Raw genomic sequence first — 16,640 nt, forward strand, 5'->3', positions numbered from 1 at the left:
GAATGGGGCTATTTTTTTATCTTATATTTAGTCACCTTTCAACTTGAGATCTAAAATCCCACCTTCCACCAAACGTTCAAAAGGAAGTTGCCAACCTTTCCACAGGCGATTATTCAACCGAACTTGATCAACAATAGAACTATTGGGTTGCTCTTTCTTCACCTGAATGATAAATTTATTTTTTCTCAATTTCTTCGGCAATTGTATCGTTACCCGATCGAAAAGTGGCGCGCCTATCTGAAGTGCGGGCTTCTCGGTGGTGAGACTTCGGACATCGAATAGGCCGATACTCGACAAGACATACCATGCTCCAAGCTGTCCTTGGTCTTCGTCTTGTCCGTAGCCATAGCCATGTATCGCATCGTTACCATAAAACTCATTGCAAATTGCCCGTACCCATTTTTGACTCAGATCAGGTCTACCAGAAAAATAGAACAGCCAAGAGATATGCAGGTTCGGTTGATTACCGTGATTATAAAGACTTTCAATCCCTGCGAAGGCGTCAATTTGTGTACCACCTCCAAACACATTCTTCTGCGACACCGTAAAGATACTATCCAACCGCTGATTGAACAGATCCTTTCCAACGAGTTTAACCAATTCTTGTGGGACATGCGGAACATAGAACGTATACTGCCATGCATTTCCTTCCTGAAATCCACGCCATGGTTCATAAGGATTAAAGTTTGAAATGAATCGTCCAGTACTATCCTTTGGCCGCATAAACTTCGTCTCGGCATCATACAGATTGCGCCATCCATTGGATAATTCCTGAAATTTAACATAGTCTTTTTGACGCCCCAATGATTTTGCAAATTGCGCAGCCGCTCCAGCGGAAAAAGCATATTCCAAGGTATGCGAAGCGCCAAAAGGAGATCCATTGGTCATTAATTCGGGACTGCCATGATCATCTTTTATATAAGGTGAGTAGCCTTTGCGGACGAAAACTCCCACATCTAACTTTCCTGCTCCAGGCAGACGGTCCTTCGCTTCCAATTCATTTTTGCGTACCGCATCATAAGCAAGATTCATATCATAGTCACGAATACCGACATTGTAGGCCGCTGCGATTGCCAAACCCGTAAAATTAGTTCCTACACCCGAAACGTATTTACTGTTGGCAATACCGTCTCCTAACCAACCTGCATCGCGATAGACCAACAATTGACTCTGAATCCAGTCGTTGTAATAGTCTGGATACGCAATAGACCACAACTGTGTCAAATTCCAAAATGCGCCCCAGATAGCATCGGTATTATAATGATGATGAATCGGTTGCCCTTGCTTATTTAGGGCAATCTGCCCTACCGAGCCGTCATTTTTGGGATATGCACCATTTACATCGCTTGCAAGCCCACGGCCAAGTAAAGCATGATACAATCCCGTATAAAATTTAATGCGGTCGTCCGCTTTGCCCCCTTCCACCAAAATTCTTCCCAGTTCACTATTCCAGGTTTGCAAGGCATTATTCTTTGCAGCATCAAACGACATATCCTTCGCCTCTTTAAGCAAATTCAGTTGTGCGTTTTCTACAGAAGTATAAGATAAACCCGTCTTGATGTCTATTGATTCGCCTGCTTCAGTGCCAAACTTCAGATATACTCCAGCTCCTTTTCCTTTTATGCGCGTATGTTGGTCAAAAGTTATAGAATCTCTAAATGTCCCAAAAGACTTCGGTTGTTTGTTGATCTCCGCAAAGAAAAACATTTTGACCGTAGCCCCCTGCTGATATTTTTGTACATAGACAGGATTGGTAACCACATATCCCCAGACGTGCTGTTTGTCATAATTTACTTCGGCATCAACGACCGGTCCACTTTCCCCCATCACATGGCCAATATCGAAAATAAGGTTGGCTTCTTCCGTTTTTGGAAAAGTATAGCGGTGAAAACCGACACGCTTCGTTGCCGTAAGCTCAGCAAGTATATTATAATCTTTTAGCATGACACGGTAATAGCCAGAAGTGGCAAATTCATCCTTCTTGTCAAAATCGGAACGATAACCGCTTTTTGGACGATCAAGTTGACCGGGCATTGTCTTCAATTTTCCGACGGATGGTGCAAATACCACTCCGCCTACCTGAAATTCGTGAAAATTAGCAAAGCCTTCTATTGAGGTATGCCTATCGTCATAACCCACGGCCTCCCAGCCCGACTTGTTCCCATAGCTTCCATTTGTGCTCGGAGCGAGCTTAGCCATTCCAAAAGGTACGGCTGCTGGTGTATAAAAGAAATACCGACTATGGACGGATCCAATATTAGGTTTTACAAAAACGGTCAAATCTGTTTTCTGCTGTGCGGAAACAGCTGCCGTACTCACAAATAAACTACAAAAATAATAAATGATACGCTTTACCATTGTTCTCAATTAGGTTCTACAGCAAACTTACAAAAAAATAGAGTATGTATAAACATGAGTTAGATTTTATTACTTAATTTAACGACTTAACAGATTGCATCGCAACGCCTAAATTTGTAAAATTTTAAATACTAATCAAATAAAACACTATTAAAGCTTAAATACTGACATTTTTCCATAACTTTGATTGTACATACATATTAAAATATAACCAGTAAATAAATTCAAAAAAATACACATCGAACGGCTGATCTTCGATCACAAGCCTGAAATAAATACAAATTAACGTTGAAATAAATTCCAATGATTGACAGGTACACTTGTCAATCCTAATTAATTACAATACAACCACAATGAAAAAAAACACCACATTTTTTAGTCTAATACTTCTGTTACTCGGAACCCAACTATCAGCACAACAAACAAAATCCGACCGTATCGCGCAACTTAAGTTAGCAAAAAGCATTCTAGCGGATCAAAACCTAAAATATGTGGACAGCCTTGCCCGAGAGGTCATCAAAGAAGGTTTCAATGCGGGAAGTGGCTACTCACAAATTTGGGCCAGAGATCTCAATACATTCATCGAAACCGCATTGGAAGAGCGGTCCCAAGCGGACATTAGAGGGGCTATTTTAGTATTTTTTAGGATGCAACAGCCCAATGGCGAAATGGTAGACGGCTATGTACTAAAGAAAGACTTTACCTGGCATGATGATACACCCTACTATTCAAAAAACGCTCCTGATCATGTGGGTTTTAAAAACACGGTAGAAACCGACCAGGAAACGTCACTCATCCAATTGTTGGGTAAATACATAATAAAAACAAAGGATTACAGTATCTTGGAGGAGTCTATCGGTGGAATTTCTGTAAAAGACCGTATCCAACTTATGTTGGATTATCTGAAAAAGGAACGGTTCAACCAAAAGTATCAGCTACTTTGGGGTGCGATGACAGCAGATTGGGGAGATGTACAGCCCAACGACAGCTTTGGTTGTGATTGGAATGACCAACTTTCCAATGAGGCAATCGATATTTATGACAACGCGATGTTTATTATTGCATTGCAGACCTTGATTGAAATCCAGCCCAACTCTCCCAAGGTGGCGGAATGGGAAGGATTAAAAAAGAGTCTCGAAACGAACAGTAGACGTTATTTATGGGATAAGAAAAAACAAAAATTCATTCCGCACATATACCCTAAGACATCACCTATTCCTAAAGGATTTGATGAAAATACGATCCATTATCATGGCGGCACCGCCATCGCTATAGAAGCGGGGCTACTAACACCTTCAGAAATAAAAACAGTCAACAAACAAATGCTTGAAAACGTGCGGTTATCTGGCATGCCGAGTATTGGATTGACCTTATACCCAACCTATCCAGTTGGATTTTTCATTGGCGGAATGGCTCAACCTTACCAATACCAAAATGGTGGTGATTGGACCTGGTTTGGCGGACGAATGATCCAACAACTCGTTTTAAACGGTTTCTATCCGGAAGCCTATACCGAACTCCAACCGATGATCGATCGGGTTGTGAAAAACAAAGGATTTTACGAATGGTATGATCAAAATAACGTACCCAGTGGATCAGGAAAATTCAAAGGTTCAGCAGGCGTGCTGAGTAAAGCAATAGCTCTCCTAGAAAGCTGGGCTGAAACTACCCTGGAAAAGAATCATTAAAAGAATAAATAAATTAGCTATTCACTCATCCAATTGATCCATTCAAAAAGGATGAGTGAATTCCCTAATAATCTCTTCTGCTTTCGACAGTATAGGTAAAACTTTCCGCGCGGTAGAACCCCAAATTATATTCAATCGGCTTCCCAGATTGGTCAAATACAAAGCGCTTGCGGGACAGAATAGGATCACCGATATTAATCTCCAATTTATCAGCTATAAATTTATTTGCGGCCATTGCATCCAGCTCTTCCTGAGAAAGATCTGCAACGACATGATAATCTGCTTCTAAGATCTCATATAAAGGTCTCTTAAAATCTTCATCGCCGTTTAAACCTATACGCGGATGGAAGTAAGATATAAAATAAACAAATGGGTCATCTTTCTTTCCTCTCAGACGTTCTAGTTTTAATAGCTTTTGGTCCTCATCTACATTAAAAAACTTCGAGACTGCTTTGTCCGGAACAACCCAGCTGACGTGAAGCTCAAAATTCTTTACCTCAATTCCTCGGTTTTTCATCTCTTGTGAGAAACTCAGCCAATTCTTGGATTTGGAACTAAATTTGGAACTGGCCACCTTCGTGCCTATTCCCTTCTTTCTAATGAGCAACTCCTCGTAGACTAGTTTATTGATCGCCAAACGCAAAGTAGAACGGGAAATTGCCAATCTTTTTGCTAATTCAATTTCGTTGGGCAATAACTTACCCTCTATATATTCAGGCTGCTTAATTAATTCGCGTAACAGATTCTCTGCTTGTATATGCAGCGGAACAGGGCTTTTATGATCTATTTTTAAATTCATCAGTTGGATTGCTTGTGCTAAAATAAGATTTTTTGCATAATTAAAAAAATAGATATATGTTTGTATGTATATACATATTAATATAAACCGCAGATGTCAAAGAGATTTATCATCATTTTATGTATCGTTTCACTTGGAGGACTCCTTTTCGGTTTCGATATGGCTGTAATTGCAGGTGCATTGCCGTTAGTAAAGCAATTTTTCGGACTATCTCCTGCTCAAGAGGGCGTTTTTGTCAGTTCAGCCCTGCTAGGCTGTATTGTTGGTGTATTTTTCACAGGACCATTAACAGATAAATACGGCAGAAAACCAGCCTTTGTTACTGCGGCCCTGTTCTTTTTATGTTCAGCAATTGGCTGTGGATTCAGTTCTTCTTATAGCATATTAATTGCAAGTAGAAGCATTGGGGGCTTGGGTGTTGGAATAGCCTCAATCGTTGTGCCCTTATATCTCGCGGAAATATCGCCAAGTAAATTTAGAGGAAGATCAGTCACCTGTTACCAACTCGCTATTACATTCGGGATCCTTTTTGCGTATATCAGCAATTATTTGATTCTCGAATATAGCTCCGCACAGCAAAATGAACTCTGGCGAACTATGTTTTTAGTTGGTGCAGTACCGGCTTTATTGTTATGCATCGGAGTTTACTTTATTCCTGAAAGTCCACGTTGGCTATCTAAAAATGGGCGGAACACGGAAGTAGCAGCGATCAGTGGCGCATTAGGACTATCGGATATACAAGAGGTCGGCAACGTTTCCTCGAAGGGAAATCTACGTGATCTCTTCTCGCCTATTTATCGCAAGGCCTTCCTATTGGGCTTATTCCTTCCTTTATTTTCACAGCTCAGTGGCATAAACGCAATTGTCTACTATGGTCCGAGCATATTGCTTGAATCTGGTATTTCATTAAATAATTCCTATCATGCTCAACTATTCTTTGGAGCCGCCAATGTGTTATTTACTTTCTTTGCCATCTGGAAGGTTGACAATTGGGGTAGACGTCCCTTATATCTTTTGGGAACGGTAGGTGCTACCCTGAGTTTGCTGGTTACTGGATATCTTTTTAATCAAGGTCAAGTCAATAATATCGCATTGATTATCGCTATACTTTCGTTCTTATTTTTCTTTGCTTTTTCCATTGGCCCGCTAAAATTTGTTGTGGCGGCCGAAATCTTCCCAAATGCCATCCGGGCTCGTGCCATGGGTATCAGTATTATGGTGATGTGGATTTCCGATGCTATCGTGGGACAACTAACACCCATTCTACTCGCTTCCTGGGGGGCCCGCTATACGTTCTGGTTGTTTGCATTTTTCTGTGCCATCGCATTCCTTGTTGTACTTGCATTCCTTCCGGAAACAAAGGGTAAACCTTTGGAAGAGATCGAAAAATTCTGGATTGAAAAGCACAATAAAAAATCAACAAACAAGTAAGCAAAAAGCGACTTAATCCAACATCATTCATTTGCAATAAATTACATTATATGTATTCTAATACTCAAACAAAACCTTTTCAGTACGAAATCACACCGACGTTTCCGGTTCAAGGAACACTATCAAATTCCTACACGGATCTTGTTGCACATCTCATTACACATAATATACATAGCATTGATGGTTTTGTAGGTGTTGACTGGGCTACAATCATCCCCAAGCTAAAGCAAGAATTTGAAAAACAGGGCGTAACTCCACGATTTATTGCCATGGATTCAGCTTTAAAAACTGAATCAGCGATCCAGGAGCTTGTCGCACCATACCTCGGTGGCGACGATCCATTATTTGGAAAAAAGGCCGGGATTCAACTCATTGAATACTTTGACAACCAAAAGCTTGCGGACCTTCAAACCATACGAGCAAACGCCGAATCAATACAAGCTGAGTATACCATCTTTTATGGCCCTGGAGCATCATTAGTCGATACGTCTAGTCAGCTGATGTTTATTGATCTGCCCAAAAACGTGCTAATTCAACGTATGCGTGCGGGAGAAGCTTCAAACTTAGGTTGTTCAACACAGACCAATCAAAAGGAAACCTACAAACGTTACTATTTTGTCGACTGGGAAATATTGAATAGACATAAAAGGTCTATCCTTTCCCGTGTCGAAATTCTTGCCGATCAACAATCGTCCCAAAACCTACCATGGATCACAGGGAAGGATCTACATGCTACTTTGCTGGCCATGTCCCAAAATTACTTCCGCGTACGACCAACTTTTGAACCCGGCGTATGGGGTGGACAGTGGATGAAAGAGCACCTTTCAGGCATAGATCAGCATGTCAAAAACTATGCGTGGTCCTTCGAAATGATTGTCCCTGAGAATGGCATTTTGCTCGAAGCAGATGGACATACACTCGAAATTTCATTTGATCAATTGATGTTTCAAGAAAGTGCCAATGTGCTTGGTCATGCCCAGCAACGTTTCGATGTTGAATTCCCGATACGCTTCAATTTTCTGGATACCTTTGATGGCGGCAACCTATCCATTCAATGTCACCCTAGTCCAGCCTATGCAAAAACAGAATTTGGAGAAAACTTCACACAGGACGAATCATACTATATCGTTGATAGAAAAGAGGACGCACAAGTGTATCTGGGCTTTCAGCAATCCATTGATGCAGACAAATTTCGCTCAGCTTTAGAAGAGAGCTTCCATACCGGAACAGCCATGGATATCGAGCAATACGTTCAAAAATTCGAATCCAAGAAACACCAATTGTATTTGATACCACATGGTACTGTACATTCTTCCGGCGTGAATAATCTCGTACTCGAAATCAGTGCAACACCTTACAATTATACCTTTAAAATGTACGACTGGGTGCGTCCGGATTTAGATGGGAAACCACGCCCATTAAATATTGATAGAGCATTCGCCAACCTCAATTTTAGCCGAAAAGGTGATGTCGTAAAAAACACGCTGCTTGCTCAGCCCACTGAAGTAGCCCTTGATGCGCAAGCAACAAGAATACATTTGCCAACGCATGAAGATCATTTCTACGATGTTTTTAGATACGAATTCGATCAGGATGTTGCAATTGAAACACAAGGACAGTGTCACATCATGATGCTTGTGGAGGGGGAGGCAATTGAGCTGACGACAGCAAATGGCATGAAGAAAGTCTTTCATTATGCTGAGACTTTTGCTGTTCCTGCTGCTGCCGGATCCTATACATTGCGTAATTTAGGAAACGATAAGGCAAAGGTTATCCAATCTTTTGTCAAAGAATCCAAATGTTAATCAAACCATTTACTATAAACTAACAGCACAATGAGAACTCTATTTTTTGCGTTATCTTCGTCTCTCCTATTACTGTCCTGCCAAAATGCTGGCGGTAAGGTTTCGACAAGCAATTTACAGGACAGCATCCAAAAAGACAGCAGCTTCAATCTTGTCAAAGATATGGCTACGAACGTCATTAAAAGTGGATTCAATGCGGGGGATGGATACAGTGAGGTGTGGATTAGAGATTACAATACATTTATCACCTTAGCAACAAAAGTCCATCCCCATGAACAGATCAAAGATCAATTAGCTTTGTTTTTTAAGCTACAAGGTCCTGATGGTAATATTGCCGATGGTTTTGTCAAAAAATCCAGCTTAAAAAATGGCGTATCGGACTATTATACCATCACTAGTCCCTTAGCTCCTGATTATGCAGCACACAAAAATACAGTTGAAACGGACCAGGAGTCTTCTTTGATCCAAGCGGTACATAAATATATCGTTGCAACGAAAGATAAGGCTTTTCTCGATGAAAAAATTGGAAATGCGGCTGTAAAGGATCGCATGGAGCATGCTTTACAATTTTTATTGGACAAACGTTATAATGCTACTTATGGTTTACTTTGGGGCGCAACTACAGTCGATTGGGGTGACGTTCAACCTGAACACGATTGGGGTGTCCACCTGGATGAAAATTCGCATATTGCTTTGGACATCTACGACAATGCAATGTTTTTGATCGCGCTTGACAATTACATGGATCTTTTCCCTGAGAAAAAAGAAAAGTGGGGAAAAATCAGAGCGTCTATAGCAAGTAATACCATGAAACACCTTTGGGATGAAAAGAACCAAAAGTTTATTCCTCATATATATATCAAAGGCTCTCCATTTGCGGCTGATTTTGATGAAAATCAAATCTATTATCATGGTGGAACAGCAATCGCTATTGAGGCTAATTTGCTCAGCAAAGAGCAAATAAAAGTTTCATTGGATAAAATGATTAAAAATGTAAAGGACGCTGGTGCAGCAACAATTGGACTTACTGTGTACCCGACTTATCCGGCAGGCTCGTTTAAGAACAAAGGCATGTATCCTTACGGTTATCAAAATGGTGGGGACTGGACCTGGTTTGGTGGTCGTATGATTCAGCAGCTTGTTAAAAATGGCTTTCAACAGGAAGCTTATGCGCAAATACAGCCGATGCTTGCCCGTGTTATCAAAAACAAAGGATTTTATGAATGGTACACAAAAGATAACAAACCAGAGGGCTCTGGAACTTTTAGAGGTGAAGCAGGTGTCCTTTACGATGCCATCGAGTTATTAGAAGGTGCTGGCACGAAATAAAAACAGCTTATCGTGATGTAAAAAGAGCAGCAGGAAATTCCTTGCTGCTCTTTTATTTGAAATCGTCACCTCCGCATTCCTATTCCTATTCCTATTCCTATTCCTATTCCTATTCCTATTCCTATTCCTCCTATCCCACTCTAGCGCATTTTGTCTCATTCCCCTTATACACTCGCTTCACATCTGCTAAAAAATCCTGTTTATGTTCCTTAAATTACTTGTCCATGTCGCCCCAATTGTTAAATTGTACAAGAGCATTCTATTTGGATCGCGGATTTCCAGCGTATAGCCAGCAATTCCAACAACAGCTCAAAACCTGATTGTATCGGTTTCAATAAAAGGCAAACTATAATTACCGGTATCTGCCTTAATCTTAGCGTTCAGCTGCTTTATCGTAGCGACTTCCTGATTTGCGGTTTTATAGAGATAGACGTTTTTTAAACTCGGAAGCCCGTTCAGTTTTGATAGACCTTTTGATGTAACTTTTGTGCCTGTCAGATTCAAATACGTTAATTTTGACAGGCCTTTCAGCTGGCTCAATCCAGCATCGGAAATTTTTGTATTTTCCAAATGCAGACGGGAAAGAATGGGCATTGCCGAAAATGTTGAAAAAGCAAGATCTGTAACAGCCGTATTTCCTAATTTCAGCTGTACAATATTATCCTTAATGGCTAACAATTCCTGTAGGTCCTTATCATTAAATTGAGGATAATTAATCGCATTAACCAACACAAAGTTATTATCTCTTGCAACTTGGATGATCTTAATACCCTTAGCCTGCCAAGCATCAACTTTATTTTTTGGCAAAGCTGGTGCTGCTGGTAGATCAGCATACAATACAGCAGACTCCTCTTTTTCCCCTGTTTCCAATTTTTTCAACAAATGAGCTATTTCCTCCGTTTGTGGTATTTCATGCACTTTTTTATCAAAATTGGCTCCTTGATCAATCCACCAGGCAATCAGTTTTATCTGATCAGCGGTTATCGGTGTACGACCTTTAGGTGGCATACGTTTCTTATGTCCCTCGGGCAACACCAATCGGGCATATAATTCACTCTTTTTCGAATCATTTGCATTTAGTACTGTGCCGTTCTCTCCTCCTTTTAACAAATTCTCTTTTGTATCCAGTGCCAGCCCCCCTTCCTGCTTTCTTTGCCCGTGGCAGCTTTGACAACGCTGTTTTAGAATAGGTTGAATAATTCCCTTATAGGCTTCTGCCTCCTGCGCATTTTGAACGATAAGAACCTCCTCTTTAGCCTCTTCCGCTTTAAACAGCTTTTTAAGTGCTACTGGCATAGCTTCCACAAAGTACCCCTTTCCATGTGTCAGTGTTCCACCGTAGTGTCCAGTCACCCCAATTAAGAGCACCAGGATAAAAAAAAGCCAAAAGCGAAATGCACCAGGAGATTCTTTACGATAAAGAAACCAAAGCAATAAACTACTGATAGCCACGGCAATTCCCAGCCATTTGTGATAGCTCAGGACATCCTCCTCATAACCTCCATTTCGTGAAAGCAGATATCCCGATAAAGCAGCTACTATAGCTGCGATAGTCCCTAGGAATAAGGAGAGCTTAATAGCAGGCAAATACATATCTCCGCCTTTAAACTGAGTCCTAATTGCCATAACAAAAGCCAACAATAATATGCCGATCGGTAAATGGACCAAAAGCGGGTGAAATCGTCCCAAAAAGTCCAATAATTCATCAAAGAAAACTATCATTCTTTATATCTGTCTTTGAGTAAACGCAACATATAAACATTGATTGACCATTGATCGGCCACCGGTTGTTGTGTAAATGGTAATGTGGGTAAATAACCCGCTGGACCAAACTCGGTCGTTATGGTCAATACCTTCACCCCATTTTCCTTGTGCTTAGCAACAACTTTATCCCACCAGGTCAAATGTTGTGCAACGATACTCTTCCATTCAGGAGCCGCGGGGTCATTGACTTGTGGTCCTTCGGGATGCCCAATGCGTGCATGAATGTGCTCCGTTCTGGAAAGCGCTTTTGTTACAGCCTCGGTCTGATCAGAAAGCATTGATTCATGCACATTGCACCAATGCGAGATATCCAATGCAAGTTGTAAGGTCGGAATCTTCTCTAAATATTCTTTTGTCACATGAGCTGCAAAACTAAATCTTCCGCGATGAGTCTCATGATAAACGGGGATGTGGTACTTATTTTTAGCCGCATCGGCAAGCTCAATCAATGTTTTATTCTGCTCAAACGAGTAATAATCTTTACCTGTATGGCAATTGATATAATCGGGTTTCAGCTGTGCTGCTTCATCCAAATTATGCTTAAAACTTTGTTTATATTCCTCGTAAGTTCCGCCCGATCCGCCTGAAAGCAATCCTAAACTCAATCCATGTTTATGTAATGCCTCGATCATCTCCTTGCGCTCATTTGGACTACCGGGTAACCAGGATTCAACACCATCGTAACCAGCATTTTTCACCCGGAGACAGAATGTATCCCAAGAATCGCTATTTCCCCAATTGGTGCAATAATATTTGATGTGTAACTGCTGGGCAGTCATGGATAGAAAACTGCTCATAAATAAAATTAATACTAGAAATTGTTTCATGTTTTTAAATTATAGCTTGAATAAGTTCACCCTCCACATCTGTCAATCGGAATGGCCTTCCTTGAAAATCGTATGTAAATTTCTCATGATCAAAACCCAAAAGGTGGAGCATGGTCGCATGGACATCGTGTACAGAACTGCGCCCTTCTATCCCAGCGAACCCAATATCATCGGTTTGACCGTAACTTATACCATTACGAACTCCCCCGCCTGCCATCCAGATGGTATAGGCGTCGGTATGATGATCGCGTCCCAGGAATGGCATATCGCTGTTGTCCCTATTTTCTTGCATCGGTGTGCGTCCAAATTCCCCGCCCCACACAACCAGTGTTTCTTCCAGCAAACCACGTTGTTTGAGATCCATAATCAATGCGGTCATTGGTCGATCTATCTCCCGGCATTTATTTCTAAAGCCAAGATCAATCGAATCTGCGGGATTTGTACCGTGACTGTCCCAACCCCAATCAAATAACTGCACGAATCGTACCCCCTGTTCTACAAGTTTCCGAGCCAAAAGGCAATTATTGGCAAACGATTCTTTACCCGGCTCAGTTCCATACAATTCGTGAATATACGCAGGTTCATTATTGATGTCCATCACTTCAGGTACGGCTACCTGCATTTTATAAGCCATCTCATATTGTGCAATCCGCGACAAGGTTTCTGGGTCTTTAAAGGTATCGTATTCTGTTTTGTTGACATTATTTATGGCATCAATCAAATCACGCTTCATATCCCTTCCCATTCCTTCAGGATCGGCAATATACAATACGGGATCACCCTTTGAACGACATTGAACGCCTTGGTATACGGACGGTAAAAATCCACTTCCCCAGACACTTTTTCCTGCATCCGGTGTTTTACCTCCCGATGTTAACACAACAAATCCGGGTAAATTGCTATTTTCAGATCCCAGACCGTAAGTTACCCATGAACCAATGCTTGGCCGGCCGAGACGGGCACTTCCCGTATGCATAAACAATTGCGCTGGACCGTGATTGAACTGATCGGTATGCACGGCCTTCAGAAAACTCACTTCATCAACAACTTTACTAAAGTGAGGCAAATGATCTGATACCCAAGCCCCACTTGCTCCATATTGTTTAAAAGTAGCCTGTGGCCCTAACATTTTTGGAATCCCACGAATAAAGGCAAATTTCTTTCCTGCGAGCAAGGATTCCGGGCAAGGTTGATTATGTAATTTCTGCAATGCAGGCTTGTAATCAAATAACTCCAATTGCGACGGAGCGCCGGCCATATGCAGATAAATTACGCTTTTAGCCTTACCTGGGAAATGAGGAGGCTTGGGTACCAGCGGATTGAGTGCATTCAGATCCAACTTTTCTGCTGATTTTGACTGTCCCCATCCATTACAACTCGTCAACAAACTCCCTAAAGCAATACCTCCGATACCTGCCACACAGTCCTTTAAAAAATGTCTCCTTGTGACAGCCTGCAATTCAAATTGTTGCGCTTCTTTTATTAGCTTATTTAGATCTTTCATCTGACTATCATTACGTATGAACGGTCTGTGTCACTAAATTTTTAGTCCGCAGCTTTAGCTCATTTCGGTTTATGTTCTTATTATTTCATAGGCCTTATCCTTCTTAACAAGAGACTTCGTTTTCATACGAAAAGCCCTTATCCAGAAGTTTCAGTCCATATTTATTATTTCATTATTTATGATTTCGTTAAAAACTCGTCCAGATTCAACACTGCATTGGCAACAAGCATGTAGGCAGCTTTTGAAGGCAGGACCTTTACATTGCTTTTTGCTAAATCTTCATTCAAAAATTTGGCTGCTGAATCAGGCTTTTTGCTGAAATCAATCAACGCTTTTTGATAAAGATGTTCCAGCTCTTTGAGTTTCTTTTCATCGGCATCCTTCAACATTGCACGTTTATAACCGACACGAATACTATTTCTAAGGTTTCCATTTCCCTCCTTTTCCATAATAGCCCCCAGATGTTTAGCTGCTTCGAGATAAACAGGATCGTTTAATGTGGCGAGCGCTTGTAGCGGTGTATTGGTACGGATTCGGTCGACCAAACAAACCTCGCGACTAGAAGCATCGAAAGAAACAAAGGAAGGATAAGGACTCGTACGCTTTAAAAACGTATAGATGCCCCTTCGGTATTGATCTTCTCCAGCACTTTTCACCCAGGACTCACCGCTGTATACAGTCATCCATACCCCATCCGGTTGGTATGGCATTACACTTGGTCCATACATTTTATTGCTGAGCAATCCACTCACGGCTAATGCCTGATCACGAATCTGTTCGGCAGATAACCTAAAACGAGGGCCCCTTGCCAAATAATAATTCTGTGGATCCTTTTCAAAATTGGAATTGTTCAGGCTAGAGGACTGCTTATAAGTTCCGGATAATACCATCTCGCGGATCAATTTTTTAATACTCCACTTTTTGGTATTCATCAGATCTAGGGCAAGATAATCTAGTAATTCTCGGTGAATCGGCGGAATACTCTGTGTGCCCATATCTCCCAATGGTTCAACTAGTCCCCGACCAAATAGTTGAGCCCATACGCGATTAACTAAAGTTCGCGCAGTCAATGGGTTTTCCTTACTGACAATCCACTGCGCAAAACCCAAACGATTGCGTTGAGCCCCCTTAGGGAAACTATTCAATGATGCCGGAACTGTAGGCTGCACTTCCGCACCTAGCGACAGGCGGTTACCACGTATAAATACATTTGTCTTACGATGCATGTCTTTGGGATTTTCAATCATGATTGGTACTCCCTCAGGTTGCATGTTGACCAACTGGAGAAAAGTCTTTTGAAAATTCATATTATCCAGTGACTTTTCATGTGGAAAGTTCTCGCGAAATGCAAACCATTCAATCATGCAGATCGGCTGTCCATGAGCGACAGATGGATTCTTGAAAACCAGATATAAGTCATGTACACCGCGGGTCGGGAGTATGGGAGACTGAATAACCTGTCTTCCATTTGTACTCGGCAAATCAATAACGGCGAGAATTGGTCCTGTAGGTTTATCCACGTGAATTTCTAATTTTCCACCTACCGCGCCTGTCCAGAAATTCATAAAAAATTGCTGTTTATTATCCAAGTTTATTGCCCTTAACCGAGCCGATCCTCCAGTTCTAACCCCCAACCATTTCGTATCATAAAGCGCACCATCTACTATTTGATCGCTGTAATGCGCATGTATTTTGGGTTCAAGAGTGTGAAGGAATAGATCTGTTGATTTTACCAAGCTTGCATTTCCTGTCGTCGACAACCACCTTTTTATACTGTCAATTCGCTTTTCATCTTGTACCGTATAAAAACGAAGTTTAGGATGATCACCTTGGGTGTCTTCATCTCTGGTGTTATTAAAAAAAGCTAACGATTTATAATACTCTTCAAATTTAAAGGGATCATAAGTATGACTATGGCATTGCACGCATTCGAAGGTTGTACTCAACCATACTTGATAGGTTGTATTTAAGCGATCCAAAACCGCAGCCATCCGAAATTCCTCACTATCGGTCCCCCCTTCATCATTATTCATGGTATTGCGATGGAAGGCGGTTGCGATAAGTTGATCCTTAGTTGGCTCCGGGAGCAAATCCCCAGCGAGCTGTTCAATCGTAAATTCATCATAAGGCATATCCTTGTTCAGGGCCTTAATGACCCAATCCCGATAGGACCATATCGTGCGCGAACCATCCTTCTCGTAACCCTTCGTATCTGCATATCGCGCCATATCCAACCACCAACTCGCCCACTTTTCGCCATATTTCTGTGACGCCAGCAAACTATCTACCCGCAAGGTATAAGCATCATCACGCTGATCTGCTTCAAAGGCTTGAATTTCTGCCGACGTTGGTGGAATACCAATCAGATCTAAATACACTCTCCGTAGCAACAGTGCTTTATCGGCCTCATCAGCAAAGGATAATTTCTTCTCCTTCATTTTATCCAAAACAAAAAAATCAATCGTATTATTCACCCCTTTAGGTTTGACACCAAATATACCGAGCAATGAAAAAGGTTTAGGTACCTCAGTCTCCTTGGGCGTTGTATATGCCCAATGCTCTCCCCATTTGGCACCTTCATCAATCCATCTTTTGAGTATATCAATTTCATCATCGTTCAGTTTAGGGGCATTGTAAGGCATACGCAATTCAGGGTCATCGGAAATCAGTCTCTTTACCAGTTCACTATGTTCGCCATCGCCACGAATAATTGCTGGTTTGCCAGACTCGGCTTTGGCGAAGGCCTCATTTTCAAAAAGAAAACTCAGTCCGCCATTTTTTTTAACCCCACCATGGCATGTGATACAATGTTTATTCAATATCGGTTTAACATCAGCGCTAAAATCAATTGGCTCTTTCTTTCCAAAGGTCAAAATGCTCGTACCAATAAGCACAAGCGCCAATAATGTTAGCACCACAATCTTTTTTCTCATAGCATTAGGATATATCTACTCTATAATATTTTAGGTTTATGCACTACAACGAAATAAATAATGATTGTTTTTTTCGTTAAGTGGAGCCGAAACTATCCGATAAATGTGCTAGTTTCGAGTAGGATAAAATTAGATAACAACACTGGATTATACTAAAACTGGATTAACAGAAACATAAACAATATTACCCTTTGCTCTTGCA

General features: G+C 41.3%; 10 protein-coding genes. 4 read left to right on the forward strand and 6 right to left on the reverse strand.

The window, feature by feature from the left end; genetic code table 11:
• Positions 1-27: 27 nt before the first annotated feature.
• Positions 28-2,358, reverse strand: a complete 2,331-nt coding sequence (locus tag B3P16_RS09005) for a GH92 family glycosyl hydrolase (protein ID WP_286753854.1) — start codon at positions 2,356-2,358, stop codon at positions 28-30.
• 353 nt (positions 2,359-2,711) lie between these two features.
• On the opposite strand from B3P16_RS09005, the gene B3P16_RS09010 reads away from it, so the two are divergent.
• Positions 2,712-4,046, forward strand: a complete 1,335-nt coding sequence (locus B3P16_RS09010; protein ID WP_286842499.1) for a hypothetical protein — start codon at positions 2,712-2,714, stop codon at positions 4,044-4,046.
• A 64-nt stretch (positions 4,047-4,110) separates the two neighbouring features.
• On the opposite strand, the gene B3P16_RS09015 is transcribed toward B3P16_RS09010, so the two are convergent.
• Complete coding sequence (locus B3P16_RS09015) at positions 4,111-4,845, reverse strand: GntR family transcriptional regulator (protein ID WP_046674612.1); 735 nt, start codon at positions 4,843-4,845, stop codon at positions 4,111-4,113.
• A gap of 93 nt (positions 4,846-4,938) precedes the next feature.
• Between B3P16_RS09015 and B3P16_RS09020 the strand changes: the two genes are divergently transcribed.
• Genes B3P16_RS09020 through B3P16_RS09030 form a run of 3 tightly spaced genes read left to right on the forward strand, consistent with a single transcriptional unit; the run spans position 4,939 to position 9,410 of the window.
• Positions 4,939-6,276: a sugar porter family MFS transporter gene (locus tag B3P16_RS09020; protein WP_286842501.1), complete on the forward strand. Its 1,338-nt coding sequence runs from the start codon at positions 4,939-4,941 to the stop codon at positions 6,274-6,276.
• 50 nt (positions 6,277-6,326) lie between these two features.
• Complete coding sequence (locus tag B3P16_RS09025) at positions 6,327-8,081, forward strand: class I mannose-6-phosphate isomerase (RefSeq protein ID WP_286842503.1); 1,755 nt, start codon at positions 6,327-6,329, stop codon at positions 8,079-8,081.
• Positions 8,082-8,111: 30 nt separating this feature from the next.
• Entirely contained in the window at positions 8,112-9,410 is a 1,299-nt protein-coding gene (locus B3P16_RS09030; RefSeq protein ID WP_286801176.1) for a hypothetical protein, read from the forward strand.
• Positions 9,411-9,719: 309 nt separating this feature from the next.
• On the opposite strand, the gene B3P16_RS09035 is transcribed toward B3P16_RS09030, so the two are convergent.
• The 4 genes from B3P16_RS09035 to B3P16_RS09050 form a co-directional block, all read right to left on the reverse strand.
• A complete protein-coding gene (locus B3P16_RS09035) occupies positions 9,720-11,132 on the reverse strand; it encodes a c-type cytochrome domain-containing protein (RefSeq protein ID WP_286842504.1) in 1,413 nt (470 codons plus the stop codon).
• Positions 11,129-12,001, reverse strand: a complete 873-nt coding sequence (locus B3P16_RS09040; RefSeq protein ID WP_286842507.1) for a sugar phosphate isomerase/epimerase family protein — start codon at positions 11,999-12,001, stop codon at positions 11,129-11,131. Before B3P16_RS09040 ends, B3P16_RS09035 begins: the two co-directional genes overlap by 4 nt.
• A 4-nt stretch (positions 12,002-12,005) precedes the next feature.
• Complete coding sequence (locus B3P16_RS09045) at positions 12,006-13,505, reverse strand: DUF1501 domain-containing protein (protein ID WP_286842510.1); 1,500 nt, start codon at positions 13,503-13,505, stop codon at positions 12,006-12,008.
• Between the two features lie 176 nt (positions 13,506-13,681).
• The gene (locus B3P16_RS09050) at positions 13,682-16,438 is read right to left on the reverse strand and encodes a DUF1553 domain-containing protein (RefSeq protein ID WP_286842512.1); all 2,757 of its coding nucleotides are present in this window, start codon (positions 16,436-16,438) and stop codon (positions 13,682-13,684) included.
• Between the last annotated feature and the right edge of the window lie 202 nt (positions 16,439-16,640).

Origin of the sequence: Sphingobacterium sp. UBA7631 (genome assembly GCF_002483935.1) — a bacterium.
GTDB lineage: Bacteria > Bacteroidota > Bacteroidia > Sphingobacteriales > Sphingobacteriaceae > Sphingobacterium > Sphingobacterium multivorum.

Bases quoted from the DNA above. Each gene is read 5' to 3' on its own strand.
- B3P16_RS09050 (WP_286842512.1), bottom strand. From the start codon at position 16,438: ATGAGAAAAAAGATTGTGGTGCTAACATTATTGGCGCTTGTGCTTATT.
- B3P16_RS09045 (WP_286842510.1), bottom strand. From the start codon at position 13,505: ATGAAAGATCTAAATAAGCTAATAAAAGAAGCGCAACAATTTGAATTG.
- B3P16_RS09025 (WP_286842503.1), top strand. From the start codon at position 6,327: ATGTATTCTAATACTCAAACAAAACCTTTTCAGTACGAAATCACACCG.
- B3P16_RS09010 (WP_286842499.1), top strand. From the start codon at position 2,712: ATGAAAAAAAACACCACATTTTTTAGTCTAATACTTCTGTTACTCGGA.
- B3P16_RS09035 (WP_286842504.1), bottom strand. From the start codon at position 11,132: ATGATAGTTTTCTTTGATGAATTATTGGACTTTTTGGGACGATTTCAC.
- B3P16_RS09040 (WP_286842507.1), bottom strand. From the start codon at position 12,001: ATGAAACAATTTCTAGTATTAATTTTATTTATGAGCAGTTTTCTATCC.
- B3P16_RS09005 (WP_286753854.1), bottom strand. From the start codon at position 2,358: ATGGTAAAGCGTATCATTTATTATTTTTGTAGTTTATTTGTGAGTACG.
- B3P16_RS09030 (WP_286801176.1), top strand. From the start codon at position 8,112: ATGAGAACTCTATTTTTTGCGTTATCTTCGTCTCTCCTATTACTGTCC.
- B3P16_RS09015 (WP_046674612.1), bottom strand. From the start codon at position 4,845: ATGAATTTAAAAATAGATCATAAAAGCCCTGTTCCGCTGCATATACAA.
- B3P16_RS09020 (WP_286842501.1), top strand. From the start codon at position 4,939: ATGTCAAAGAGATTTATCATCATTTTATGTATCGTTTCACTTGGAGGA.